Source organism: Fontimonas sp. SYSU GA230001, from assembly GCF_040066175.1.
Lineage (GTDB): Bacteria > Pseudomonadota > Gammaproteobacteria > Nevskiales > Nevskiaceae > Solimonas.
Genome location: NZ_JBEAAM010000013.1, coordinates 60,407 through 85,034, shown reverse-complemented (window position 1 = coordinate 85,034; position 24,628 = coordinate 60,407). Strand labels below are relative to the sequence as shown.

The 24,628-nt window shown below is 69.1% G+C and carries 24 protein-coding genes; 15 read left to right on the top strand and 9 right to left on the bottom strand.

The features are described 5' to 3' along the window. Positions 1-22: 22 nt before the first annotated feature. A complete protein-coding gene (metG, locus tag AAG565_RS08405) occupies positions 23-2,125 on the bottom strand; it encodes a methionine--tRNA ligase (RefSeq protein ID WP_348819130.1) in 2,103 nt (700 codons plus the stop codon). Positions 2,126-2,267: 142 nt separating this feature from the next. Here metG and AAG565_RS08400 point away from each other — a divergent pair, with 142 nt between their 5' ends. The 6 genes from AAG565_RS08400 (at position 2,268) to AAG565_RS08375 (ending at position 9,535) form a co-directional block, all read left to right on the top strand. After that, the gene (locus AAG565_RS08400; RefSeq protein WP_348819129.1) at positions 2,268-3,254 is read left to right on the top strand and encodes a trypsin-like peptidase domain-containing protein; all 987 of its coding nucleotides are present in this window, start codon (positions 2,268-2,270) and stop codon (positions 3,252-3,254) included. A 195-nt stretch (positions 3,255-3,449) separates the two neighbouring features. Continuing rightward, entirely contained in the window at positions 3,450-4,676 is a 1,227-nt protein-coding gene (locus AAG565_RS08395) for a S8 family peptidase (protein WP_348819128.1), read from the top strand. A 112-nt stretch (positions 4,677-4,788) separates the two neighbouring features. Continuing rightward, the gene (apbC, locus tag AAG565_RS08390; RefSeq protein ID WP_348819127.1) at positions 4,789-5,868 is read left to right on the top strand and encodes an iron-sulfur cluster carrier protein ApbC; all 1,080 of its coding nucleotides are present in this window, start codon (positions 4,789-4,791) and stop codon (positions 5,866-5,868) included. Positions 5,869-5,881: 13 nt separating this feature from the next. Then, a complete protein-coding gene (gene dcd / locus AAG565_RS08385) occupies positions 5,882-6,448 on the top strand; it encodes a dCTP deaminase (protein ID WP_348819126.1) in 567 nt (188 codons plus the stop codon). 10 nt (positions 6,449-6,458) lie between these two features. Further along, a complete protein-coding gene (locus AAG565_RS08380; RefSeq protein ID WP_348819125.1) occupies positions 6,459-8,174 on the top strand; it encodes an alkyl sulfatase dimerization domain-containing protein in 1,716 nt (571 codons plus the stop codon). Beyond that, positions 8,171-9,535 carry a hypothetical protein gene (locus AAG565_RS08375; RefSeq protein ID WP_348819124.1) on the top strand — a complete coding sequence of 455 codons (1,365 nt, stop codon included), beginning with the start codon at positions 8,171-8,173 and terminating at the stop codon, positions 9,533-9,535. Before AAG565_RS08380 ends, AAG565_RS08375 begins: the two co-directional genes overlap by 4 nt. Before the next feature lie 6 nt (positions 9,536-9,541). On the opposite strand, the gene AAG565_RS08370 is transcribed toward AAG565_RS08375, so the two are convergent. From AAG565_RS08370 to flgA, 8 genes are all read right to left on the bottom strand, one after another. Beyond that, a complete protein-coding gene (locus AAG565_RS08370; protein WP_348819123.1) occupies positions 9,542-10,975 on the bottom strand; it encodes an alkaline phosphatase family protein in 1,434 nt (477 codons plus the stop codon). A gap of 71 nt (positions 10,976-11,046) precedes the next feature. Beyond that, positions 11,047-11,772 (bottom strand): hypothetical protein, encoded by a 726-nt coding sequence (locus AAG565_RS08365; RefSeq protein ID WP_348819122.1) that lies wholly within the window; start codon positions 11,770-11,772, stop codon positions 11,047-11,049. A gap of 220 nt (positions 11,773-11,992) precedes the next feature. Then, complete coding sequence (gene rlmKL / locus AAG565_RS08360; RefSeq protein WP_348819121.1) at positions 11,993-14,176, bottom strand: bifunctional 23S rRNA (guanine(2069)-N(7))-methyltransferase RlmK/23S rRNA (guanine(2445)-N(2))-methyltransferase RlmL; 2,184 nt, start codon at positions 14,174-14,176, stop codon at positions 11,993-11,995. Positions 14,177-14,211: 35 nt separating this feature from the next. Next, on the bottom strand, positions 14,212-14,736 hold the full coding sequence (locus AAG565_RS08355) for an O-acetyl-ADP-ribose deacetylase (protein WP_348819120.1): 525 nt from the start codon (positions 14,734-14,736) through the stop codon (positions 14,212-14,214). Beyond that, positions 14,733-15,455: a PilZ domain-containing protein gene (locus AAG565_RS08350; RefSeq protein ID WP_348819119.1), complete on the bottom strand. Its 723-nt coding sequence runs from the start codon at positions 15,453-15,455 to the stop codon at positions 14,733-14,735. Before AAG565_RS08350 ends, AAG565_RS08355 begins: the two co-directional genes overlap by 4 nt. Then, positions 15,452-15,913, bottom strand: coding sequence for a flagellar protein FlgN (locus tag AAG565_RS08345; protein WP_348819118.1), 462 nt, complete (start codon positions 15,911-15,913; stop codon positions 15,452-15,454). Before AAG565_RS08345 ends, AAG565_RS08350 begins: the two co-directional genes overlap by 4 nt. 7 nt (positions 15,914-15,920) lie before the next feature. Continuing rightward, positions 15,921-16,238 (bottom strand): flagellar biosynthesis anti-sigma factor FlgM, encoded by a 318-nt coding sequence (flgM, locus tag AAG565_RS08340; protein ID WP_348819117.1) that lies wholly within the window; start codon positions 16,236-16,238, stop codon positions 15,921-15,923. 125 nt (positions 16,239-16,363) lie between these two features. Further along, positions 16,364-17,053, bottom strand: a complete 690-nt coding sequence (gene flgA / locus AAG565_RS08335; RefSeq protein WP_348819116.1) for a flagellar basal body P-ring formation chaperone FlgA — start codon at positions 17,051-17,053, stop codon at positions 16,364-16,366. Positions 17,054-17,224: 171 nt separating this feature from the next. Between flgA and AAG565_RS08330 the strand changes: the two genes are divergently transcribed. The 9 genes from AAG565_RS08330 (at position 17,225) to AAG565_RS08290 (ending at position 24,626) form a co-directional block, all read left to right on the top strand. Beyond that, a complete protein-coding gene (locus AAG565_RS08330; protein ID WP_348819115.1) occupies positions 17,225-18,163 on the top strand; it encodes a chemotaxis protein CheV in 939 nt (312 codons plus the stop codon). Positions 18,164-18,283: 120 nt separating this feature from the next. Further along, positions 18,284-18,679 carry a flagellar basal body rod protein FlgB gene (gene flgB / locus AAG565_RS08325; RefSeq protein WP_348819114.1) on the top strand — a complete coding sequence of 132 codons (396 nt, stop codon included), beginning with the start codon at positions 18,284-18,286 and terminating at the stop codon, positions 18,677-18,679. Positions 18,680-18,706: 27 nt separating this feature from the next. Beyond that, on the top strand, positions 18,707-19,114 hold the full coding sequence (gene flgC / locus AAG565_RS08320; RefSeq protein ID WP_348819113.1) for a flagellar basal body rod protein FlgC: 408 nt from the start codon (positions 18,707-18,709) through the stop codon (positions 19,112-19,114). A gap of 11 nt (positions 19,115-19,125) precedes the next feature. Further along, the gene (locus tag AAG565_RS08315; RefSeq protein ID WP_348819112.1) at positions 19,126-19,788 is read left to right on the top strand and encodes a flagellar hook assembly protein FlgD; all 663 of its coding nucleotides are present in this window, start codon (positions 19,126-19,128) and stop codon (positions 19,786-19,788) included. A 13-nt stretch (positions 19,789-19,801) separates the two neighbouring features. Beyond that, the gene (gene flgE / locus AAG565_RS08310; protein WP_348819111.1) at positions 19,802-21,028 is read left to right on the top strand and encodes a flagellar hook protein FlgE; all 1,227 of its coding nucleotides are present in this window, start codon (positions 19,802-19,804) and stop codon (positions 21,026-21,028) included. Positions 21,029-21,040: 12 nt separating this feature from the next. After that, a complete protein-coding gene (locus AAG565_RS08305; protein ID WP_348819110.1) occupies positions 21,041-21,784 on the top strand; it encodes a flagellar basal body rod protein FlgF in 744 nt (247 codons plus the stop codon). Between the two features lie 282 nt (positions 21,785-22,066). Further along, on the top strand, positions 22,067-22,852 hold the full coding sequence (gene flgG, locus AAG565_RS08300) for a flagellar basal-body rod protein FlgG (protein ID WP_348819109.1): 786 nt from the start codon (positions 22,067-22,069) through the stop codon (positions 22,850-22,852). 8 nt (positions 22,853-22,860) lie between these two features. Further along, on the top strand, positions 22,861-23,520 hold the full coding sequence (flgH, locus tag AAG565_RS08295; RefSeq protein ID WP_348819108.1) for a flagellar basal body L-ring protein FlgH: 660 nt from the start codon (positions 22,861-22,863) through the stop codon (positions 23,518-23,520). 8 nt (positions 23,521-23,528) lie between these two features. After that, positions 23,529-24,626 (top strand): flagellar basal body P-ring protein FlgI, encoded by a 1,098-nt coding sequence (locus tag AAG565_RS08290; protein WP_348819107.1) that lies wholly within the window; start codon positions 23,529-23,531, stop codon positions 24,624-24,626. The last annotated feature ends 2 nt before the right edge of the window (positions 24,627-24,628 follow it).

The window sequence follows — 24,628 nt, the reverse complement described above, 5'->3', positions numbered from 1 at the left end:
GCAGGAGGCGGGGCGGGCGTCGCTATTTGACCTTCATTCCCGGCTGCGCACCATCGTCCGGACTCAGTAGGAACGGGCCGCCGGCGTCGTTGCTCGCGGCCAGCACCATGCCTTCGGACAGGCCGAACTTCATCTTGCGCGGCGCGAGATTGGCGACCATCACGGTCAGGCGGCCGACCAGCTTCTCCGGCGCGTACGCCGACTTGATGCCAGCGAAGACCTGGCGCGTGCCCAGCTCGCCGACATCGAGCTGCAGGCGCAGCAGCTTGTCGGCGCCCTCGACCGCCTCGGCGGCGGCGATGCGTGCGACGCGCAGGTCCAGTCTGGCGAAGTCGTCGATCGAGATCGTCGGGGAGGCGGAAGGCGGGAGGCGGGGATCCTGTGCATCTTCAGCGCCCGTGGCCGCCGGCTTGGCCTGCGGATCGGGTGTTGCGGGGGCACCGACGCCGGGTGTGGCCTCTTCCTTCAGCATCGCTTCGACCGCCGTCTTCTCGACGCGCGTCGCCAGCGGCTGGTACGGCCGGATGTCGTGGTCGAGCAGCGGTGCCGCCAGGTCACTCCAGTTCAGCGGCGCGACGCCGAGGAAGTGCTCCGCCTGCACGGCGATGCGCGGCAGCACCGGCTTGAGATAGACGGTGAGCTGGCGGAACAGGTTGATGAAGGTCGTGCAGACGCGGTGCAGGCGCTCGGTCTGCTGCGGGTCCTTGGCCATCGTCCACGGTGCGAGCTTCTGGATCTCGGCGTTGGCGTCGTCGGCCATCAGCATGATCTCGCGCATCGCCGCAGCGTATTCGCCTTCGTCGTAGAGGCGCGCGATGTTGCCGGCTTCCGCGGCGAAGTCGTCGAACAGTTCGCGGTCGTGCAGTTCCGCGGCCAGACGGCCGCCGAAGCGCTTTTCGATGAAGCCGGCGCAGCGGCTGGCGATGTTGACGTACTTGCCGACCAGGTCGCTGTTGATGCGGCTGCCGAAGTCGTCGAGGTTCAGATCGAGGTCATCGACACCGGCCCCCAGCTTGGCGGCGAGGTAGTAGCGCAGGTATTCGGGATCGAGGTGATTGAGATAGGTGCGCGCGCGGATGAAGGTGCCGCGCGACTTCGACATCTTCGCGCCGTTGATCGTCAGATAGCCGTTGACGTGGAGCTTCGTCGGCGTGCGGTGCTGCGAGCCGTGCAGCATCGCCGGCCAGAACAGGCCGTGGAAGTTGACGATGTCCTTGCCGATGAAGTGGTGCAGTTCCGTTTCGTGAGGTGCTGGACGTGCGACCTGAGACGCGGACCAGTAGGCGTCGAAGTCGGCGCCGGCGAGTCCGGCCTTGCGACCGGACTCGCACAGTGCCTTGAAGCTCGCCATGTAGCCGATCGGCGCGTCGAGCCAGACGTAGAAGAACTTGCCCGGCGCGTCCGGGATCGCAAAGCCGAAGTAGGGTGCGTCGCGCGAGATGTCCCAGTCGCGCAGGCCGGCGTCGAACCATTCGCGCAGCTTGGCCTTGACGGCCGGATGGGCGACGTCGCCGGCCAGCCAGTCCTGGAGCAGGTCCTGGAACTTGGCGACCTCGAAGAAGTAATGCTCGGAGTCCTGCATCACCGGCGTCGCGCCGGACACCACCGAACGCGGGTTCTTCAGGTCGGTCGGCGCGTAGGCGGCGCCGCAGTTCTCGCAGTTGTCGCCGTACTGGTCCGCTGCGCCGCATTTCGGGCATTCGCCCTTGATGTAGCGGTCCGGCAGGAACATCTGCTTGACCGGATCGTAGAGCTGCTGGATCGTGCGCCGCGCGATCGCGCCGCCGGCGTCCAGGCGCTTGTAGATCAGTTCGGCGAGCACGCGGTTCTCGTCCGAGTGCGTCGAGTGATAGTGGTCGAAGGCGACGCCGAAATCGGCGAAGTCGCGCTCGTGCTCGGCGCGGATGCCGGCGATGAAACGCTCCGGGCTCATGCCGGCCTTCTCCGCCGCCAGCATGATCGGCGTGCCGTGCGCGTCGTCGGCGCAGACGTAATGCACGCTGTGCCCGCGCATGCGCTGGAAGCGGACCCAGACGTCGGCCTGCACGTAGCCCACCATGTGACCCAGGTGCAGCGGGCCGTTGGCGTAGGGCAGCGCGTTGGTCACCAGGATCTTGCGGGGCATGGTTGGGGCGGGGCGCGGAGGAAGCGAAGCGCGAATTATCGCATGCCGGCGATGCGCGCCCGTTTGCGCATCCTCTGGCGCGGCCGCGGCCGCTGGCCTAGCATCGGAGGACCGGTGCGATGCCGGACAGGGGAGCGAGGGTATGATCACAGCGGTGCGTGGCCGGTGGTGGGGCGGCCTGTGCGCGGTGCTTGCGTGCGCACCATGGCCGGCAGGGGCACAGACCGCAGCGTGCCAGACGGTCAACTACAGCTGCGAGGCCGCGGCATCGGACACGGTGACGCGCGCCGGGCGGTCCACCGTGCTGCTGCGCATCCCCGGCGCGTTCCAGTGCACCGGCACGCTGGTCAACAACGGGCGCAACGACGGCCGACCGTTCATCCTGACCGCGCGCCACTGCGCGGGCGCCGGCGACATGGCGACCCAGGCGGCCGCGATGGAGATCGCATACGACTACGAGCAGCCGTGCGCCGGTGGCGCGGCGCGCACGCCGGTTTCGACCTTCGGTGCCATCCACCGCGCGACGTATCAGGATCTGTGGCTGGTCGAGGCGCTGGACGCGCCGCCGGTCGAAGCCGACGCCTATTACGCCGGACTCAATGCCGGCACGTCCACGGGGACCTCGCAGTTCGGCGTGCATCACGGCAGCGGGCGCCCCAAGCAGTTCGTCGAGCAGCGGATTTCGTCCGGCAACATCGCCTATGTCGTCGGCCAGGTGCTGAATCTGGTGATCTCGACCTGGCACACCGACTTGATCCGCGGCACGACCCCCTACGGCAGCTCCGGCAGTGCGCTGTTCGACGCGGAGGCGCGCGTGCTCGGCGTGCTGTCGGTGGGCGTCATCTGCGCCGGCAACGTGACCGGCAACGACTATCAGCAGCTGGCGACGGCCTGGACCGGCGATGGCAGTCCGCAGACCAGCGTCAAGCCGTGGCTGGATCCGGACGGTGCCGGCTTCCAGCTGCTGCCGGGGCGCTGGCCCCAGGAGGCGGGGGCTCCGCCCGGCGGCACGCCGGGCGGCGGCGGTTCCGGAGGGGGTGGCGGCGGTGGCGGTGCTTTCACGCTGCTCGGCTGGCTGTGGATCGCGGCCGCACTGCGCATCCTCCGCGCCGGCGCTACGCGGTTTTAGGAAAACGGCCCATCACACTGTAGGACGAACGCCATTGACCGCCGCGCAGCTGCGTCGGCGGCCCGCGCGGCCTTGTCCTGAGTTCCGGGCGCGGACTAAGGTTCGGCCGGGATTCGCGCCGGAGCGGACAGGGATGTCCCGCCAGCGCCCGGCGCTCCCATGCCACTCATCTGACATGCCAAGGAGAACGGGGAGATGCGCGCATTCAAGCAATGGCTGGCCGGTCTGGTCGTCGGACTGGCGGGTCTGGGATGGTCCGCTGCGGGCCAGGCGGCGGCCACGCAGCCGATCCAGAACCAGTACATCGTGACGCTGGCACCGCCGGCAGTGGCGATGCCCGGTGCCCTGGCCGACGTCGCGCAGCAGGCGCAGGGTCTGCTCGCGCAGGTCGGCGGCGGTACCGTTCTGGCCACCTACACTCATGCGCTGCGCGGCTTCAGCGTGCGCATGTCGGCGGTGCAGGCGGACGTGCTCTCGCGACTGCCGGGCGTGCTGGCGGTCGAGCAGGATCAGTGGATTCGGGCCACGGCGGTGCAGACCGGCGCCACCTGGGGACTGGACCGCATAGACCAGCGCAACCTGCCGCTCAACGGCAGCTATGTCTATCCGGACGGCGCCGGTCTGGGCGTGCACGTGTACGTGATCGACACCGGCCTCAATGCCAGCCATGCCGACTTCAGCGGTCGCGTCGGTGCGGGGCGCAATTTCGCGCCCAATACCAGCGGCAGCCTGCTGTGCCAGCTGCTCGGCCTGGGCTGCCCGGCGCCGGATCCCGCCAACACGTCCGACTGCAATGGCCACGGCACACACGTCGCCGGCACCGCCGCCGGCACGACCTGGGGCGTGGCCAAGCGTGCGACGGTGCACGCGGTGCGCGTGCTCGGCTGCAACGGCAGCGGCACGAACTCCGGCGTGATCGCCGGCATCGACTGGGTGGCGGCCAATGCGCAGCTGCCGGCGGTCGCCAACATGTCGCTGGGCGGCGGCGACTCGGCGGCGCTGGACCAGGCTGTGCAGAACGCCATCGCCTCGGGCATCACCTTCGCGGTGGCGGCCGGCAATGACAACGCCAACGCCTGCAGTGGTTCGCCGAACAAGGTCCCCGAGGCGATCACCGTCGGGGCGACCACCAACACCGATGCGCGCGCGTCGTTCTCGAACTACGGCGCCTGCGTCGATATCTTCGCGCCGGGCAACAACATCACTTCGGCCTGGTACACGAGCAATACCGCCACCAACACGATCAGCGGCACGTCGATGGCCTCGCCGCACGTGGCCGGTGCCGCGGCGCTGGTGCTGGGTGCGAACCCGGCGGCCTCGCCGGCGGAAGTGACCGATGCGATCGTCGGCAGCGCGACGCTGGGCGTGCTGAGCAGTGTCGGCAGCGGCTCGCCGAACGCGCTGCTCTACACCGGCAACTGACGAGTCCCGGGATCAGGAAACGGCGGCCAAGGGCCGCCGTTTTCTCGTCTGCGGTCCGCGAACCGGCAGGCTGCTAGACTGCGCAGCCCGAAATCCGCAGTTGCCTCCGTCGATGCCCGTGACCCGCGAAAACCTGCTCGCCGCACTCGATGCCTGCATCGATCCGCTGCTCGGCACGGGTCTGGTCGCCTGCGGCGCGGTCAAGCGCGCGGAGCTGCACGGACAGCGGGCCGCGATCGAGCTGGAGCTGGGCTTTCCGGCGGCCGGCTACCGCGACGCGCTGGTGCAGCGCGTGCGCGACACGCTCGCACAGGCGCTGGGGATCGACGCCAGCGTGCAGGTGTCGTGGCGCATCCAGGCGCACGCGGTGCAGAAGAACCTCAAGCCGCTGGCGCAGATCCGCAACATCATCGCGGTCGCCAGCGGCAAGGGCGGCGTCGGCAAATCGACCGTCGCGGTGAATCTGGCGCTGGCGCTGCAGGCCGAAGGCGCCAGGGTCGGCATTCTCGATGCCGACATCTACGGCCCGAGCCAGCCGCGCATGCTCGGCAGCAGCGACCGTCCGACCTCGCCGGACGGCAAGCTGATGAATCCGATCATCGCGCACGACCTGCAGGCGATGAGCATCGGCTTCCTCGTCGATGAGGAGCAGCCGATGATCTGGCGCGGCCCGATGGTCACGCAGGCGCTCAACCAGATGCTGGTCGAGACGCGCTGGAACGATCTCGACTACCTGGTCGTCGATCTGCCCCCGGGCACCGGCGACATCCAGCTGTCGCTGGCGCAGCGCATCCCGGTCAGCGGCGCGGTGATCGTGACCACGCCGCAGGACATCGCACTGCTCGACGCGCGCCGCGGTCTGCAGATGTTCGCCAAGGTCGAGGTGCCGGTGCTCGGCATCGTCGAGAACATGGCCTGGCACGTCTGCTCGAACTGCGGCCACCGCGAGGCCATCTTCGGCGAGGGCGGCGGGGCGCGCATGGCACAGCAGTACAACGTCGAACTGCTCGGCCAGCTGCCGCTGGACCTGCGCATCCGCGAGCAGGCCGACAACGGCCGGCCGACCGTCGTCGCCGAGCCGGACTCCGACATCGCGCAGCGCTACCGCGACATCGCACGCAGGGCGGCGGCGCGGCTGGCCTATGGCGTGCAGGCGCCGGCGTTCCCGAACATCGAAATCAGCGACGACTGACAGTGCAGACCCGATGAGCATCAAGTCCGACCAGTGGATCCGCCGCATGGCGGCAAGGGGCATGATCGAGCCGTTCGAACCGGGCCAGGTGCGGCACGCCGCCGACGGTCACCGGATCGTCTCGTACGGTACGTCGAGCTACGGCTACGACGTGCGCTGCGCCAACGAGTTCAAGATCTTCACCAACATCAACTCGACGATCGTCGATCCGAAGAATTTCGACGAGAAGTCGTTCGTCGATGTCGTCTCCGACGTCTGCATCATCCCGCCCAATTCCTTCGCGCTGGCGCGCACCGTCGAGTACTTCCGCATCCCGCGCTCGACCCTGGTCGTGTGTCTGGGCAAGAGCACTTACGCGCGCTGCGGCATCATCGTCAACGTCACGCCGCTGGAGCCGGAGTGGGAAGGCCACGTCACGCTGGAGTTCTCGAACACCACGCCGCTGCCGGCGAAGATCTACGCCAACGAAGGCGTCGCGCAGATGCTGTTCTACGAATCCGATGAGATCTGCGAGACCTCGTACAAGGATCGGGGCGGCAAGTATCAGGGCCAGCGTGGTGTCACGTTGCCCAGGACCTGAGACGCAGGGCTTGCGGCTCGCCATCACCATCGCAGTCATCGGCCTGCTGGCTGCGTGCGGCCGTCAGGCGCCTGCGCCGCCGCGGCAACCGGCGACACCCGCGGCGCTGGCCGCGCACAGCGCCGAGTTCAGGCGCGAGGTGATCGAGGTCGTCGAGGGGGTTCACGTCGCCATCGGTTTCGGCATCGCCAACTCGATCCTGCTCGAAGGTGACGACGGCGTGATCGTCGTCGATACGATGGAAAGCGCGGAATCCGCGCGCGCGGTGCTCACGGAGTTCCGCAAGCTGACCGACAAGCCGGTCAAGGCGATCATCTACACGCATTCGCATCCCGATCACATCGGCGGCGCGGGCGTGTTCGCGCAGGGCGCGGGCGAAGTCGCCGTCTATGCGCAGCGCCGGCTGCGGGCGAACATGGAGAAGACCTCCATCGAGCTGCAGGCGGCGATCACCCGGCGCGCGCTGCGCATGTACGGCACGCAGCTGTCGCCGGAGGGCGTGGTCAATCTCGGTGTCGGTCCGTTCATCGACATCCGTGACGGCAGCACCACCGACACGCTGCAGCCGACGCGCGAGTTCGACGACACGCTCGAAGACACGGTCGCCGGCATCCGCTTCCAGCTGGTGCACGCGCCGGGGGAGACCGACGACCAGCTCTTCGTGTGGCTGCCGGAGCGCCGCATCCTGCTACCCGGCGACAACATCTACAAGGCGTTTCCGAACCTCTACACGATCCGCGGCACCTCGTACCGCGATCCGCGCACCTGGGCCGACTCGATCGACCGGATGCGCGCATTCAAGCCCGCGGTGCTGGTGCCCAGCCACACGCGGCCGCTGGTCGGCGAGCCGGCGATCGCGGCGACGCTGACCGATTACCGCGATGCCATCCGCTATGTCCACGACCAGACGCTGCGCATGATCAACCTGGGCCGCACGCCCGACGAGATCGCAGCGACGCTCAAGCTGCCGGCGCACCTGGCGGCTTCGCCCTGGCTGCAGGCGTTCTACGGCACGCCGGCCTGGTCGGCGCGCAGCATCTATGCCGGCAACCTCGGCTGGTACGACGGCAATCCGTCGATGCTCAAGCCGCTGCCGCCGGACGAGACCGCGCGGCGCATGGTCGAGCTCGCCGGTGGCGTCGAGGCACTGGCCGAGCGCATCGACGCGGCGGAGCGCGCCGGCGAGCATCAGTGGGCGCTGCAGCTGTCCGATTACCTGCTGCGCGTGCAGCCGGACCATGCCGGCGGAAAGCAGGCACGGATCGCGGCCTTGCGCGCGCTCGGCGAGGCCGAGGCCAACCCGAACGCGCGTCACTGGTATCTGATGAGCGCCGGCGAGCTCGCGGGCGAGTTCACGCTGCCCGGCCGGATCGTCACGCCGACGCCGGCGATGCTCGCGCGCATGCCGGTCGCGCGCTTCTTCGACGGCATGGCGGTCCATCTCGACGCCGAGGCCAGCGCCGATACCGTGACCGCAGTCGGCTTCGAGTTCACCGACAGCGGCGAGCGCTACACCTACATCGTGCGCCGTGGCGTCAGCGAGGTCGTTCCCGAGCTGCGGCCCGACGCCGACATCGTCGTGCGCGTGTCGGCCCAGGTGTTCAAGGAAATGCTCGCGCGGCTGCGCAATCCGGCGCTGACCATCGCCGGCGACTTCGAGGTGGTCAAGGGCGGCAAGCTCGGCTTCGTGCGCTTCATGCGCCTGTTCGTGCCGGTCGAAGGATGAGCAGGCGCGCGCTGGCCGCGGTGTTGCTGGCGGGTGCGCTGAGTGCCTGCGGCGGTGGCGCGACGCCCGCGGGCGAGGCGGCCGATGGCGCGGTCTTCGATCCGCCGACCGCGACGGCGGCGGGCGAGGCCGGCTGCAGCTGGCTCGTCGTCAGCAATCCGGACCTGATCAATGTCGCGTTTCCCGACGAGGCGGCGACGTACTGGGCGGCGACCTTTCCCGCGGTGCCCGGTGCGCGGCTGCGCATCGACGGGAGATATCCGCAGGCGCGCTACTTCTCGTTCAACGTCTATGACCCCGCGCTGCGCCCGGTGGATGCGATCACCGACTACCAGCTGCTGCCGCGCGTCGCGGACACCAACCCGTATCTGACGGCTGGCGCCGCGCCCGGCGGCGACTACGTCGCCTATATCGTCGATGACGGCAGGCCCGATCCGCGTGCGACCAACACGCTGTACACGAATCGCATCCGGCTGCCCGGCGGCGTCGCGCTGCCGAACCCGCAGATGACGCTGTTGTACCGGATCTACCTGCCGGATACCGACGGCCAGGGTGGTGTGGCGCTGCCGCAGCTGACGCTGGAAACCGCGGACGGCGCGACGGCGCCGGTCCGCTTCGCCTTGTGCGATCCGCTGCCGCCGGACGGGTTGCCGTCGCTGCTGAACGGGGCGATCCGCGATGCCAGCTACCCGCCGCTGATCGACGCGGTGCCGGTGCCGATCGCGCCCACCGAGCCGCGCGTGATCCGGTTCTACGGTCTGCCGGAGACGCTGCGTGTGCTCGCCAGCAATGCCGTCGGTTTCGATCTGCCGCTGCAGTCGATCACGGCCGCCGATACCGGCGGCGGATTCCTGAGCAACGTCGATAACGCCTACGTCACGACCATGGCGAGTCGCGACAAGGGCGCGCTGTATATCGTGAGCGCGAAGGCGCCGACGTGGGCGCGCGATCCGGTCGATGCACCGCTGGGCGGCGCGCAGCTGCGCTACTGGTCGATCTGCAGCAACGAGTTCGTCAGCCAGCGCTTCGTTGCCTGTCGCGCCGACCACGAGGTCGCACTCGACGCGGCCGGCTACTTCACGATCGTCGTGTCCGACCCGGACCAGCAGCCGGTGAACGCCATCGCGGAGAACGGCATGAACTGGCTGCCGTGGGGTGGCGCCTACCCGGATTCGGTGCTGATCTACCGCCACATGCTGCCGTCGCCGCATTTCGCCGAGGCGATCCAGAACGTGCCCTACGGCACGCCGCTTGCCGACGTGATGGGTGCGTACACGCCGCGCGCCGTCTACTGTGACCGTGCGACGATCGAGGCGGCGGGTTCGGCGGCGCAGGCGTTCAGTGACTGCGCGGCGCGGTAGGGGACGTCAGCGGATGTACCCGTAGCGCCGGCACATCTGCGCCAGCGCATCCCAGTCCGCCTGGTGCCCGTCCAGCGACGGGTGGCGCTCGACGCCGGTTCCCTTGCCGATCGGCAGATGGCATTCCATGCCGAACGGCAGTCCGGGGATGCCGTTGCGCCCCTCCGGGGAGTCGAATGCGGGTGCACTGGTGTCAGGCGGGTTGTCGAAGTCCAGCGCGTAGGCCATGTTCAGCGAGGTTTCGTTGCGCGGGCTTTCGCCGACCCGGTCCAGACCCCAGCGCCAGCGGATCAGGTTGATCACCGAGTTCGGGTCGAACTGCAGGTGGCTGACGTGGCCGCGGCGCGCGCGCGGGCCGATGATCACGCACGGTGTGCGGAAACCCAGGCGGCCGTCGTTGAACTCCGCCTCGACGCCGGCGACGCCGGCGAACGGCGGCACCACGTGGTCGTAGAACCCGCCCCACTCGTCGTAGGTGACGATCATCAGCGTGCGTTCCCAGTTCGGGCTGTTGCGCAGCGCGTTGTAGATGCGCGTCAGGTAGGCCTGGCCGTCGCGCACGTCGGCCTGCGGATGGTCGTCCTGGGAGATGCCCGCAGGTGACTCGCCGAGGCTGGCGCCGAAGAACGGATCGAAGTAGGACACCGCCGGCAGCCGGCCGGTCGCCGCATCGATCAGGAACTGGTTGAAGGGCTTGGTGATGTTCAGGTACTTCGGACCCCACAGGCCGGTCAGCGGCAGGTCGGAGAAGTAGTTGGCGCAGGAGATGCCGCGGGCGATGAGCTGATCCCAGATCGTCGGCAGCGTCGATGGCGCCTGCTGCGCGTACGGCAGGGTGTTGTTGTTGCGGTCGGTCGCGCCGGCGTGGATGTAGATGCGGTTCGGGAACGTCGAGGACAGGATGCCGTGGAAGTAGCGGTCGCAGATCGTGTAGTGATCGGCGACGCCGGCGTAGAACGGCAGGTCCTCGCGGCGGTAGTAGCCGACCGGGAAGCGGTCATCCGGATCGTTTGCAGTGCCCTCGGTGAGCAGGAAGCCGTCCATCGCGCCGTTGTTGAGGTGGACGCGGCCGTCGTCGTAGCCGTGCGCGGGATCGGCCCAGCCGCAGCCCTGGAATCCGTAAGCCGGATCGGCGGCGAGCGGGAAGGTCGGCACCAGTTCCCCGGCCGCGTTGCGGAACACCCGCTGCTGCATCGTCTGCGCGCCGGGCACCCAGCCGAGCATGTGATCGAAGGAGCGGTTCTCCATCATCACCTGCACGATGTGGTCGATGCCACTGTCCTCCGGCGCCGGCAGCGTCGGCAGCGCGTCGGGCGACGTGCCGTTGCCGTGGTCATTGCCGCAGCCCGGCAGCGCGGATGCGGCACCGATGGCGGCCAGCCCGGCCAGCAGGCGGCGTCGGCTGGGATCGGCGACATCGTTGCGTGATTTGCGTGTCATGGTTGTTCCGCGAAGAGAATCGTGAAAAGCGCCAGTCTAGGACGCGTCTGTTGCGCGCATTTGAACCGTGCTCAGCGCTCGGCGCGCAGCAACACCAGTTCCCACTTGTGCGAATCCGACGACTTGAGCACTTCGGTGGCATTGGCGGCGAGGAAGATGCCGCTCCAGTAGGCGTACTTGAAGCCGTTCTTGTCGTAGTTGTCCGGGCTCTTGTCGAGTTCCTGCGCGCATTCCTCCAGCGTCAGGCGCGCGATCAGCTTCCAGTTGGTGCCGACGTGGATGCTGCAGTTGCGCCGGTCGGCCGCGGGCAGCGTCTGCGCGGGGGACTGGCCGGCGGCGGCGGGTGCGGCCGCCGCGGGCGTGACCTGCGTCGCCGTGTCGGCCGGAGCCGGCGATGGCGTGCGGGAAGACTCCGCGTCCACGCCAACGGCACCTGCGCCGGCAGACTCGGTGCCCGCGGGGGGCGGCGGGACATTATCGGTGCTCTGTGTCAGCTCGCTCTTGAGGCCGACGGCCTGCCAGTTCTTGCCACCATCGGCGGAGCTGTAAAAGTAGTAGCGGTCCGCCGACAGCAGGGTGCGTCCCCACAGGCCGAACTTGAAGCCCTGCGCGTTGTACTCGGTCACCGTCTCATCGACACGGCGCAGGCAGGACATCATGGTGTCGGCCTGCAGCGGCTGCCACTGGCCCTTGACATGTCCGCTGCAGGTCGGCGGACCATCCTGCTCGGCTCGGGCAGGATGGCAGGCGAGCAACAGCACCAGTGCGGCGCAGGCGGCGTAGCGGACGTGCAGCATGAGTTCCCCCGGATCCTTTGCGCCGCATGATAGCCAATCGGCGCGCCGGCGCGCGTGCCGGCGGCGGTCTCGGCCGGCTCAACCGCACCGCGCTCGAACTCCGGGCTGAACGTCCTTCGCTTCGGCATGAACACGCTTCTGGGCCAGTGTCGGCCTTGGCGAACGTGTCCGTGCCATCGGGGTGGGGTCCGTCCCGTTGCGGACGGATGACGCGCGAGCTTCAGATCCTGTGGTTCAGCTTCCAGCACCGGTGCGCCGGCGGCGGCCGCTTGAAGTCTTCGTCGAGCGTCTGCGCGGTGATGTCGTCGATCTGCGCGGCTTCGGCAAGGGCGGGGTCGAGCTTGAAGCCGCGACGGTTGGTCGAGAAGTACAGCACGCCGCCCGGCGCGAGCAGCGACAGACATTGGTGGATGAGTTCGGCGTGGTCGCGCTGGATGTCGAGCGTGCCCTCCATCTTCTTCGAGTTCGAGAACGTCGGCGGGTCGAGAAAGATCAGGTCGAAAGCGGGTTTGTGCGTCAGACGCGCCTCGTCGGCGAGCCACTGCCGGCAGTCGCTGCGGATAAAGGCGTGCGGCGCGAGCCGTTCGCCGGCGGCCGGCGGGCGCTCGTAGAGACGCGAGTGGATGTCGTTGAGCAGCAGGTTGCGCTGCGCCCATTCGAGATAGGTGTTCGACAGGTCGATCGACAGGGTCTGTTTCGCGCCGCCGACCGCCGCGTGCACGGTGGCCGCGCCGGTGTAGCAGAACAGGTTGAGGAAGCGTTTGCCGGCCGCCTCGCGCTGGATGCGCAGGCGCATCGGCCGGTGATCGAGGAACAGGCCGGTGTCGAGGTAGTCGTCGAAATTCACCTGCAGCCTGCAGCCGTGCTCGACGACGGTGTGGAAGCGACCGGTCTCGGCCTGGCGCGTGTACTGCGCGTCACCCTTCTGGCTGCGCCGCAGCTTGTAGTGGATGCGCGCGGCGGGAAGCTCCAGGACGTTCTGTATCTGCGCGAGGCCGGCGCGCAGGCGCTGTTCGGCCCTGGCCGGGTCGATGGTCCTGGGTGGCGCATATTCCTGCACGTGCGCGTGCAGTTCGGGTGTCGCGTAGAGATCGATTGCCAGCGCGTAGTCGGGCAGGTCGGCGTCGTAAACGCGGTAGTTGGTGACCTCGCTGCGGCGCGCCCATTTCGCCAGATGCTTCGCGTTCTTCTGCAGGCGGTTGGCGAAGTCCTCACCGCCCGCGGGCGCCGCAGCGGCAGGCGTCGCGGCTGCGCGGATACCGAAACACAACAGCTTGCAGGCGATGGCGCCGTTGTAGAGCGTGTGCATCGCATCGGCGGACAGACCCATGCGCTGGCCCAGATCGGGGCGCGAGGTGAACACCGCCGCGCGCCATCCGCCGAAGTGCTGCTTGAGATGCACACCCAGCAGCGAGTAGAGCTTGATCAGCTCGGCCTCGTCGCCGAGGCGCTCGCCGTAGGGCGGGTTGGTGACGACCAGACCCGGCTTGTCACCGACGGGATGCGATTCCAGCGCATCGCCGGTTTCGAGAGCGATGCGGCCTTCGAGGCCGGCCTGGCGGACGTTCTGGCGCGCGGCGGACAGCGCGCGCGCATCGAGGTCGCGGCCCGCGATCGCCGGCGCCGGCGCCGCCAGTCCGGCGTCACGCCGCGCCTGGGCTTCCTCGCGCAGGCGCTTCCACACGGCCGGCCGGTGATCGAGCCAGCGCTCGAAGCCCCAGCGCGTGCGCAGCAGTCCGGGCGCCATGTCGGCGGCGATCCACGCGCCTTCGATCAGCAGCGTGCCGGAGCCGCACATCGGATCGAACAGCGGTGCGCCCTGCGCGGCCAGCGCCGGCCAGCCGGCGCGCACGAGGATCGCCGCGGCCAGGTTCTCCTTCAGCGGCGCCTCGACGCCTTCGCGCCGGTAGCCGCGCCGGTGCAGGCTGTCGCCGGCCAGGTCGAGGCTCAGCGTCGCGTTCTCGCGGTCCAGGTGCAGGTGGATGCGGATGTCCGGCCGTTCGGTATCGACATTCGGGCGCGGCCGGCCGGTGTCGCGGAAATGATCGGCGATCGCGTCCTTGACCTTGAGACCGGCGTAGTGCGTGTGCGTGAGCGTCGGCGAACGGCCGGCCACCTCGATCGCGAAACTGCTGCCGGCGTCGAACAGTTCGCTCCACGGCTGCGTGCGTGCGCCGGCGTAGAGCGCGTCCGCATCGGGGATCGGGAAGCTGCGCAGCGGCATCAGCACGCGGCTGGCGACGCGCGACCACAGGCAGGCGCGGTAGGCGGTTTCGAGCGTCGCGCGGCCGGCCACGCCACCGGTGCGCTCGCGCAGCTCGGTGACGCCGAGTCCGGCCAGTTCGACGCCGAGCAGGGACTCGACGCCGCGCGGGCAGGTGACGAACAGGGGAATGGACGACATGCGGCATTATCGCAGGCCGCGGCGGCGCGGGACGCTCAGTGCGTCGGCGCTGTGCCGAGGATGCGCTGATAGGCCTGCAGCGCTCGCGCGCCGAAGCATGCGAAGACGACCTGACGCACGGACTGCGCCGCGTGGGACCGGACTTCGCGCACCGCGATCGCGGTCGCGTCGTCCAGCGGATATCCATAGACGCCGCAGGAAATCGCCGGAAACGCGATGCTCGCCAGCCGGTGATGCTCGGCCAGCGCGAGACAGTTCCGGTAGCAGTTCGCCAGGAGTTCGGGTTCGCCGTGCGCGCCGCCGCGCCAGACCGGGCCGACGGTGTGAATCACATGGCGTGCCGGCAGCCGGTAGCCCCGGGTGATCCGCGCCTCGCCGGTCGGGCAGCCGCCGAGCCCGCTGCATTCGGCGAGCAATCCGGGACCTGCGGCGCGGTGGATCGCGCCATCGACGCCGCCGCCGCCGAGCAGCGATTCATTCGCGGCATTGACGATCGCATCGACCGCCAGCGTGGTGATGTCTGCGAGACGGGCGTCGATCGCCGGCGCAGCCGCTTTCATCGGCGTCCGCGCGTGGCGCGGATCAGCTGACGCTCGAGACCGTGGATCGCCTGTGCCAGGTGGTCCTCCTCCTGCCCGCTCAGCCCGTCCAGGTGCAGGCCGAGGCGGACGCCATTCTCGCCCGGCTGGATCGAGCGCACACGCGCGTCGGCCTCGATGACGGTGCCCTGCAGTTCGATGCGCACCCGCACCGTGTCGTCGAGCGCCGGCTCGATGGTGCCGGACAGGACGACACCGGCGCCGCCCTGCGAGATGTCCACCAGGCGGGCCGGATGCTCTGCGCGCTCGTGTCCGATCCGCGACGGCGGCAGGTTGAGGAAGCCCGGAACGTGCAGCCGGAACGCGCCGCGACGCTCGAATACGAAGATTTCGTCGGGCAGCGCCGCGAGCAGCGCGGGCGCGCCGTCCACCACCGCCGGACCCACCGCGGCGCAACGGAAGCGGACGTCGCCGCTATCGACGCGGCCGCGCACGGTCAGCAGGGTGCCGGGCTTGAGCGGCTGCTTCGGCGGCGGATGCAGATCGTCGAGCGCGAGGCGCCCGGCCGGAGCATCGACGGCGACGACCATGCTGGTGTGCCACTGCGCAGAACCTTCGACCCGGACCGACAGCAGGCTGCGATGCACGCGCAGCCGCAACAGCAGGGACTCGATGCCCGCGGCCGAACGGAGCAGCGTGCCGCTCAGATCCTCGTGCTCGCCGGCATCCGCCGTGCTCACGCCGAGCCCAGCGAGCGCGGTCCGAAGCCGGAATGGGTGTCGCCGCTGCGGCCGTAAGTATCGGTGGCGGCCTCGCCGCGGACCATGCGCAGGGCATTGCGGATCTGCTGGCTGCGGCCTTCCAGCAGGATGGCGTTGTCGCGGTTGGCGTCGGCGCAGCGGCGCGCAGTGTCGATCAACTGCTGCCACAGCGCGGCGGCGCCACCGGCATCGGCCTGGACCAGCAAGGCGGCGATGCTCGGTGCCCCGGCCTCGCCGCGCAGGCGCTGCAGGGTATTGCCGAGCGCGTCCAGGCGTTCGCTCGCCGCCGACTTGGTCTGGGTGATGCGTTCGAGCGCGCCGACGTCGTTGGCCAGCAGTGCTTCGTGCTCCTCGTGCAGCGTCTTTTCCAGCAGCCTGGCGCAGTCGAGATGCGAATGGAGGTGTTCGTCGAGGCGTTGGCTCAGGCTGGCGGTCATCGTGGGTTCACCCTGTGGACAGATCCCACTCCATGCGTGCCAGTTTGGCCGCGACCGTCTTGGGATCCACCTGGTAGCTGCCGTCGGCGACCGCCTGCTTGATCCGGGCCACCCGCCGCTCATCGACGTCGGGCGCCTTCGCGGCGGCCTGCCCGGCCTGCTGCAGGAGCTTGGCGTCGTCGGTCAGACGCACGGAGTCGCGGGACACGGCGGCTTCGCGCGCATCGGCGCCGGAAGCCTTGCGGGCATCGGTCTCGGCGGGCTTGACGCGCGCAGGCGCGTTCGCCGCCACCTTCGGCCCATAGTTGTCGATCTTGTTGCTCATTTCAGCGTGTCTCCGGCTGTACGCCTTCCGAGCAGTTTATCGGCCGCGGCGCCCAAATCTTTAAGCCCGCGGGCGGGAGCGGGGGATCGTCAAAACTCGCCAGTGAAATCATAGCGGTAGATCCCTCAAAAGGCGATCTCGACGGTGCCGGCGGCGGTCACCACGCCTTCGACCACCCGTTTTGACGTGTCGTTGCGGACCTTGACGCGGCTGCCCTGGGCGCCATCGGCCAGCGCGGTGCCGGAGGCGCGCACTTCCAGGCCGCCGCTGCGGCCGATCACCGTCACCGACTCGCCGCGGCGCACCAGGCGCGGCGGCTCGGCGTCGTTGGCGGTCAGCACCGTGCCGGCGGCGAGCGGGCGGCGCAGCACGTGGCCGCGCAGGGCTGCCGCCGATTCGAAATAGCCGAACGGCAGGCGGCTGACGTCGCGGACCTGCAGGTCGATCAGGGCCTCGTCGATGGTTGCGCCGCGCGCAGCGGCGCGCGCAAGCACGACGACCGGACGCAAGTCGCTGATCTGCAGGGGGACGTACAGCGTCCAGGCCGGCGCGCTGCAGCGCACCGCGACGGTGGCGTTGCCGCCGCGCAGCTGGGGCGGATCCGCCGACGGGGTGTCCGCGCACTCCGGCAGGCGGACGCGCGGATCGAGTCCGCCGCCGCTGACGCGGGCCGACGGGGGCAGTTGCGCGGCGACGGCCGCGATCGCCACCGCCTCGATGCGTTGCAAGGATTCGACCGGCTCGGCCAGCGCGAGGCAGGGCCATAGCAGGCCCAGGCCGATCCACTCGCGTCGCGTGCGCTTGCTCCGTGTCATGTCCAGCCGCAGGCAAGGCATGTGCCAGGGGCGCGCCGCCGGGCGGGGGCGACCGTCCGGCGCCCGATCGGCCCCGGCAATCGCCGCCCGTGCCGAATCCGCGAGCCGCGGAGGACAATCAGGCTTCCCGCGAGCGTGGCCGCCACGTTCGCCGCAGCGCGACGGATCCGCATGGCCTACGGACTACTCGAAAGCATCGATCGCAGCACCCAGCTGGCGGGTCACAACCGTCTGGCGTTGCTGCTGTTCCACCTAGGGCCGCGTCAAATCTTTGGCATCAACGTGTTCAAGGTGCAGGAAGTGATCCGGCGCCCGGCGCTGTCGAGTTTTCCGGGCGCGCACCCGCATGTCGCCGGCGTGGCCCACATCCGCGGACGCATCGTCCCGGTGATCGACCTGCAGAAGGCGATCGGCGCCGAGGATCTGGGCGGTGCGCCGGGCCAGCACGTCATCGTCGCCGAGTTCAACCGCTCGACGCAGGGGTTTCTCGTCAGTTCGGTCGATCGCATCGTGCATGTCGATGTCGCGGCGCTGCAGCCGCCGCCGACCGGCGCCGGCGAGGGCTATCTGACCGCGATCACCCGCTACAACGACCGGCTGGTCGAGATCATCGACGTCGAGAAAGTGCTGTCGGAAGTCGTCGGCGCCGCGCCGGAGCTGTCCGACGAACTGCGCGACACCGCGAGCCGGATCGACCTCGGTGGCCGCAAGATCCTGGTCGTGGACGATTCGCGCGTCGCGCGCAACCAGATCGAGCGCACGCTCGGTCAGATCGGGGTCGAGACCATCACCGTCGCCGACGGCCGCGAGGCGCTGCGCCAGCTGCAGCGCATGGCCGAGCAGGGACCGATCGGCGACCAGCTGCTGATGGTCATCTCCGACGTGGAGATGCCCAACATGGACGGCTACACCCTGACGACGGAAATCCGGCGTGATCCACGCCTGCGCGATCTCTATGTGATGCTGCACACCTCGCTGTCCGGCGTCTTCAACAACGCGATGGTGCAGCGTGTCGGCGCCGACAAGTTCGTGCCCAAGTTCAGCGCCAACGACCTCGCCGAAGGCGTGCTCGTCCACTTGCGCGAGCTGCAGCAGGCCCAGGCGGCCTGAACGATCCGTCGGGTGGCCGGCCGAATGGCCGTCGCCACCGTTCGACGGCGCCGGCCGGCCGTCGCCGGTCCCTGGCACAGGACTTGCCCCGAGCCTGCCACACCTTCGTGGCAGGTTCCGATGGCACTCGAAGATCCACTGTTCGGCATCCACCCGGCGGCGCTGCAGCTGCAGCGCCAGCGCATGGAATTGATCGCCGCCAACATCGCCAACGCCGATACGCCCGGCTTCCAGGCGCGTGACATCGACTTCCGCCAGGTGCTCGCGGCGACGCAAGCGGCCGCTGCGCCGCAGCGCTCGAATCCGGCGCATCTGGGCGGCGCGCCGCAGCTGTCAGTGGGCGAGCGCGCCGAGCCGTCCTTCCGGGTGCCGATGCAGCCGGCGCAGGACGGCAACACCGTGGACGTGCAGGTCGAGCAGGCGCAGTTCGCGGATGCGGCGCTGCGCTACCGCGCCAGCATGGGTTTCCTCGATGCCCGCATCAAGGGCCTGATCACCGCGCTCACCGGCCAGTAATCGGCCTGCACAGGAGAACGACCCGTCATGTCCTCGTTCAGAATCTTCGACATCGCCGGATCGGCGCTGTCGGCGCAGTCGGTGCGCCTGAACACCGTCGCCAGCAATCTCGCCAACGCCGACGCGGTGTCCGGCGACGAGAACACCGTGTACCGGGCGCGTCTGCCGGTGTTCCAGGCCGCCGCCGAACCCGGGCAGGACGATGCCGCGGGCGTGCGCGTGCTCGGCGTCGTCGAGTCGCAGGCCGCACCGGAGAAACGCTACGAACCCGGCCATCCGCTGGCGGACGCCCAGGGTTACGTCTATGCACCCAACGTCAACGTCGTCGAGGAGATGGCCAACATGATCTCCGCCGCGCGTTCCTATCAATCCAGCGTTGACGTGATGAACACCGCCAAGGACTTGGCGCTGGCCACGCTCAACCTCGGCCGCTGAGGAGACCCGCGATGGCCGCCACGGGCGCAGTCGATTCAACCTACGCCGACCTCGGTCTGACACTGCAATCGCCGAGCGCGAAGAAGCAGCTCGGCCAGGAGGACTTCCTCAAGCTGATGACGGCGCAGCTGAAGAACCAGGATCCGTTCAAGCCGATGGAGAACGGCGAGTTCCTGAGCCAGATCGCGCAGTTCACCACGGTGTCGGGCATCCAGGACATGCAGCGCTCGTTCGCCAACCTGGCGAGCTCGTTGTCGGCCAACCAGACGCTGCAGGCCGCCGGGCTGGTCGGTCGCAGCGTGCTGGTGCCCAGCGACACCGGATATCTGGCGGCCGACGGCTATCTGCTCGGCGGCGCGCAACTGCCGGCCAGCGGTCAGCTGCTCGTCGATATCGTCGATGCCGGCGGCCAGGTGGTGCGCACGATGGATTTCGGCACGCAGCCGGCCGGCACCGCGCGCTTCGCCTGGGACGGCCGCGACGCCGGCGGCCAGGTGCTGGCCGAAGGCAGTTACGGCCTGCGCGCGCGCCTGGTGCAGGGCAGCAGCCAGCAGGCGGTCGCGACCCTCGCGGTTGGCCAGGTCGCCTCCGTCGTCCTCCAGAACGGCGGCATCACCCTCGATCTACTCGGTCTGTCGCCGGTCGGGCTGTCCGACGTGCAGCAAATTCTCTAGCAGGAGCTCCGCCATGTCTTTCCGCATCTCCCTGTCCGGTCTGAACGCCGCCAACTCGGATCTGAGCGTCACCGCGAACAACATCGCCAACGTCAACACCACGGGGTTCAAGCAGTCGCGCGCCGAGTTCGGCGACCTGTATCCGATCTCGTACTTCGGCGTGGCGTCCAACGCGATCGGCGCCGGCGTGCGCCTGCAGCGCGTCGCGCAGCAGTTCGTGCAGGGCAGCATCAATTTCACCAACAACTCGCTGGACCTCGCGATCACCGGCAATGGCTTCTTCACGCTCTCGGACAACGGCACCATCGTCTATACCCGCGCCGGCGCGTTCGGCACCGACCGCCAGGGTTACGTCGTCAATGCCACCGGCCAGCGTCTGCAGGTGTTCCCGCCGGTCAACAACGGTGCCAGCTTCGACACCGCGCGCCTGACCGATCTGCAGATCTCGACCGCCGACAATCCGCCGCAGGCGACGAGCACCATCCAGACGGTGCTGAACCTGCCGGCGAACGCGACCCCGCCGACGACCGCGCCGTTCAACTCGGCCGATCCGACCAGCTACAACCACACGACCTCGCTGACCGTGTTCGACTCGCTGGGTGCGGCGCACACCGCGAGCCTGTACTACGTCAAGACCGCGAACCCCAACGAGTGGACCCTGCACGCGGAGATCGACGGCACCGCGGTGACGCCGGTGGCGGGTGAGACGATCACCTTCACCAACACCGGCACCCTCGCGACGCCGCCCAGCGGCCAGATCGCGCTGTCCGCGTTCACGCCGACCAACGGCGCCGCCAACATCACGATCAATCTCGACCTGCTGCAGACGACGCAGTACGGCGCCAGCTTCGGCGTCGCCTCGCTGATCCAGGACGGCTACACCACCGGCCGCCTGACCGGCCTGGAGATCACCGCCGAGGGCGTGGTGCAGGCGCGCTACACCAATGGCCAGGCCACACCGCTGGGTCAGATCGCGCTGTCCACCTTTCCCAATCCGCAGGGGCTGCAGCAGCTCGGCGACACCGCCTGGGGCGACAGCTTCGCCGCGGGCCAGGTGATCCGCGGCGCGGCCGGGTCCACCAACTTCGGCCAGATCCAGTCCGGTGCCCTGGAGGGGTCCAACGTCGATCTGACCGAGCAGCTGGTCAACATGATCACCGCGCAGCGCAACTTCCAGGCCAACGCGCAGATGATCTCGACCGCCGACCAGGTCACCCAGACCATCATCAACATCCGTTGAGGCTGAGCTCTCATGGACCGTGCCCTCTACGTTGCGATGACCGGCGCCGCGCAGACGCTGAAGGCGCAGACGGTCAACAGCCACAACCTCGCCAACGCCTCGACGACCGGCTTCCGTGCCGAGCTGACCGCCAACCTGCCGCAGGCGGTCGAGGGCGCGGGTCTGCCGTCGCGCGTCAACGCGCTCGGCGCCGGACTGGGCTGGGACGCGCGCAGCGGGGTGATCCAGCAGACCGGCCGCGATCTCGACGTGGCGATGCGCGAGGACGTCTGGCTCGCCGTCGTCGCGCCGGACGGTTCCGAGGCCTACACCAAGGCCGGCGATCTGCGGATCGACGTCGGCGGCCAGATCCGCGTCGGCGCCGGTCATACCGTGCTCGGCGACGGCGGCCCGATCAGCGTGCCGCCGAGCGGGCAGCTGCTGATCGGCGGGGACGGCACCGTCTCGCTGGTGCCGCAGGGCAGCGGGCCGGAGACGCTGGTCGCGGTCGGCCGCCTGCGCACCGTGCAGGCGCAGCCCGACCAGCTCGAACGCGGCAGCGACGGCCTGATGCGCGCCAGGCCCGGCGTGGCGCTCAATCCGGCGTCCGGCAACGTGATCACCGCTGGCGCACTGGAAACCAGCAACGTCAACCTGCCGGAGGCGATGGTCAACATGATCAGCCTCGCGCGCCAGTTCGACCTACAGGTGAAGGTCATGCGCGCCGCGGAAGACAACGCGCAGGCGGCGAGCTCGCTGGTGCGGATGGGCGGGTGAGTCGGTGTGCTTCGACGATGCCTTGAAGGGCATCGTCGGCGGCGGCGAGCGCACGGCCATGCAGCGCATGCCGGGACGGGTCGTGACTCGATGTCACGACGGGGAGAGCGGGTGCGGTCCCCGGGTCGATGAGGACGATCGGTCGCGCCATCGATGGCGGCGCCACACTCGCCGCGCGACCACGAAACACCGCTCGTCCGCGCCGATAACCCGACATCTCCTCCTGGCCCGGAACTTGTACAGCCCCTGCTATCGGCGGATGTCCGCCGCAGGAGGTGGCCGATGAATCAAGCTCTGTGGGTCGCGAAGACCGGTCTGGACGCGCAGCAGACGCGCATGACCGTGATCTCCAACAACCTCGCCAACGTCAACACGACCGGCTACAAGCGCGGTCGCGCGAGCTTCGAGGATCTGATGTACCAGACGCTGCGCCAGCCGGGCGGGCAGACCTCGCAGCAGACCCAGTCGCCCACCGGGCTGATGCTCGGCACCGGCGTGCGCGTGGTGGCCACCGACAAGACCTTCACGCAGGGCAATTTCCTGCAGACCAACAACCCCTTCGATCTGTCGATCAACGGCCGCGGCTTCTTCCAGATCCAGATGCCGGACGGCACGATCCAGTACACGCGCGACGGCTCGTTCGAGATCGACAGCCAGGGCCAGCTGGTCACCTCCAGCGGTTACCCGGTGTCGCCGGGCATCACCATCCCGCAGAACGCGCAGACGGTGACGATCGGCGCCGACGGGACGGTCAGCGTGCAGATCGCCGGCGACGCCGCGCCGCAGCAGGTCGGCAGCCTCACCATCGCCGATTTCATCAACCCCGCCGGACTGCAGGCCAATGGCGAGAACCTGTTCTCCGAGACCGCAGCCAGCGGCGCGCCGCAGACCGGCGCGCCCGGGCAGAGCGGGCTCGGCCGCCTGCTGCAGGGCTCGCTCGAATCCTCGAACGTCAACGTCGTCGAGGAGCTGGTCAACATGATCGAGACACAGCGCGCCTACGAGATGAATTCCAAGGCGATCTCGACCACCGACCAGATGCTGGCCTACGTGTCCAACAATCTGTGAGGCTTGCGATGCGCGCCGTTCTCGTCCTCTGCGTGCTTGCGCTCGCCGGCTGTGCCGGCGCGCCCAAGCGCGATCCCTACGAGCTGCCGCCGGAAGCGGTCGCCGAGCCGCAGGCGCCGACCGACGGCTCGATCTTCCAGGCCGCACACAACATCGCCTTGTTCGAGGACCGCAAGGCGCGTCAGGTCGGCGACGTGCTGACCGTGCTGCTGGTCGAGAAGACCGATGCCAAGAAGGCGGCGGCGACCAACACCAGCAAGGAGACTTCGGTCGGCATCAACGGCCCGACGCTGTTCGGCCGTCCGGTGACGATCGGCGGCACCGAAGTGCTCAATTTCGACGTCGGCGCCGACCAGAGCTTCAAGGGCGCCGGCGGCAGCACGCAGTCGAACGCGCTGACCGGCTCGGTCACGGTGTTGATCACGCGCGTGCTGCCCAACGGCAACCTGGTGGTGCGCGGCGAGAAGCAGCTCGCGCTGAATCAGGGTGTGGAGACGGTGTCGATCGAGGGCATCGTGCGCCCCGCCGACGTCGGCGCCGACAACACCGTGCGTTCGGACCGCGTCGCCAACGCGCGCATCCAGTACGGCGGCAAGGGGGCGGTCGCCGATGCCAGCGCGCAGGGCTGGCTCGGGCGCTTCTTCAATACCCCGTGGTTCCCGTTCTGAGGTCGCATATGCGCAAGTCACTGGCTCTGTTGCTCGCGTTGCTGGCGCTGCCGACGCACGCCGAGCGCATCAAGGATCTGGCCAGCATCCAGGGCGTGCGCGGCAACCCGCTGGTCGGTTACGGCCTGGTCGTCGGTCTCGACGGCACGGGCGACCAGACCACGCAGGCGCCGTTCACGACGCAGAGTCTCAAGGCGATGCTCAACCAGCTCGGCGTGGTCGTGCCCGCGAATGTCAATCCGCAGCTCAAGAACGTCGCCGCGGTGGCGATCCACGCCGAACTGCCGGCCTTCGCCAAGCCGGGACAATCCATCGACGTGACCGTGTCCTCGATCGGCAACGCCGGCTCGCTGCGCGGCGGTTCGCTGCTGATGACCCCGCTCAAGGGCGTCGATGGCCAGATCTACGCGGTGGCGCAGGGCAACGTCGTCGTCGGCGGCCTGGGGGTGTCCGGCAAAGACGGTTCACGTGTGTCGGTCAACGTGCCCAGCGCCGGGCGCATCCCCAACGGCGCGACGGTCGAGCGGGCCGTGCCGAGCAGCTTTGCCGCGACGCCGGATCTGAAACTCAACCTGCACACGCCGGACTTCACGACCGCCGCGCGCCTGGCGCAGGTCATCAACACGACACTGCAGGGCGAGTTCGCGCAGGCGCAGGACGCCGTCACCGTGTCCGTGCAGGCGCCGGCCGACACCAATCAGCGCGTGGCCTTCCTCGCCGCGCTGGAGAACATCGAGTTCACGCCGGGCGAGGCCGCGGCCAAGGTCGTCATCAACTCGCGCACCGGCACCGTGGTCATCGGCAGTCACGTGCGCGTGATGCCGGCGGCCGTCGCGCACGGCTCGCTGGCGGTGACGATCTCCGAGAAACCGCGCGTGAGCCAGCCGGCACCGCTCTCCGAAGGCCAGACCGTGGTCGTGCCGAGCAGCTCGATCGAGGTCACGCAGCAGGGCGAGGGCCGCATGTTCCTGTTCGAATCCGGTGTGTCGCTCGACGACATCGTGCGCGCGGTCAACCAGGTCGGCGCCGCGCCGGGCGATCTCGTCGCCATCCTCGAAGCGCTCAAGGAAGCGGGTGCCTTGCGCGCCGAACTGGTCGTCATCTGAGC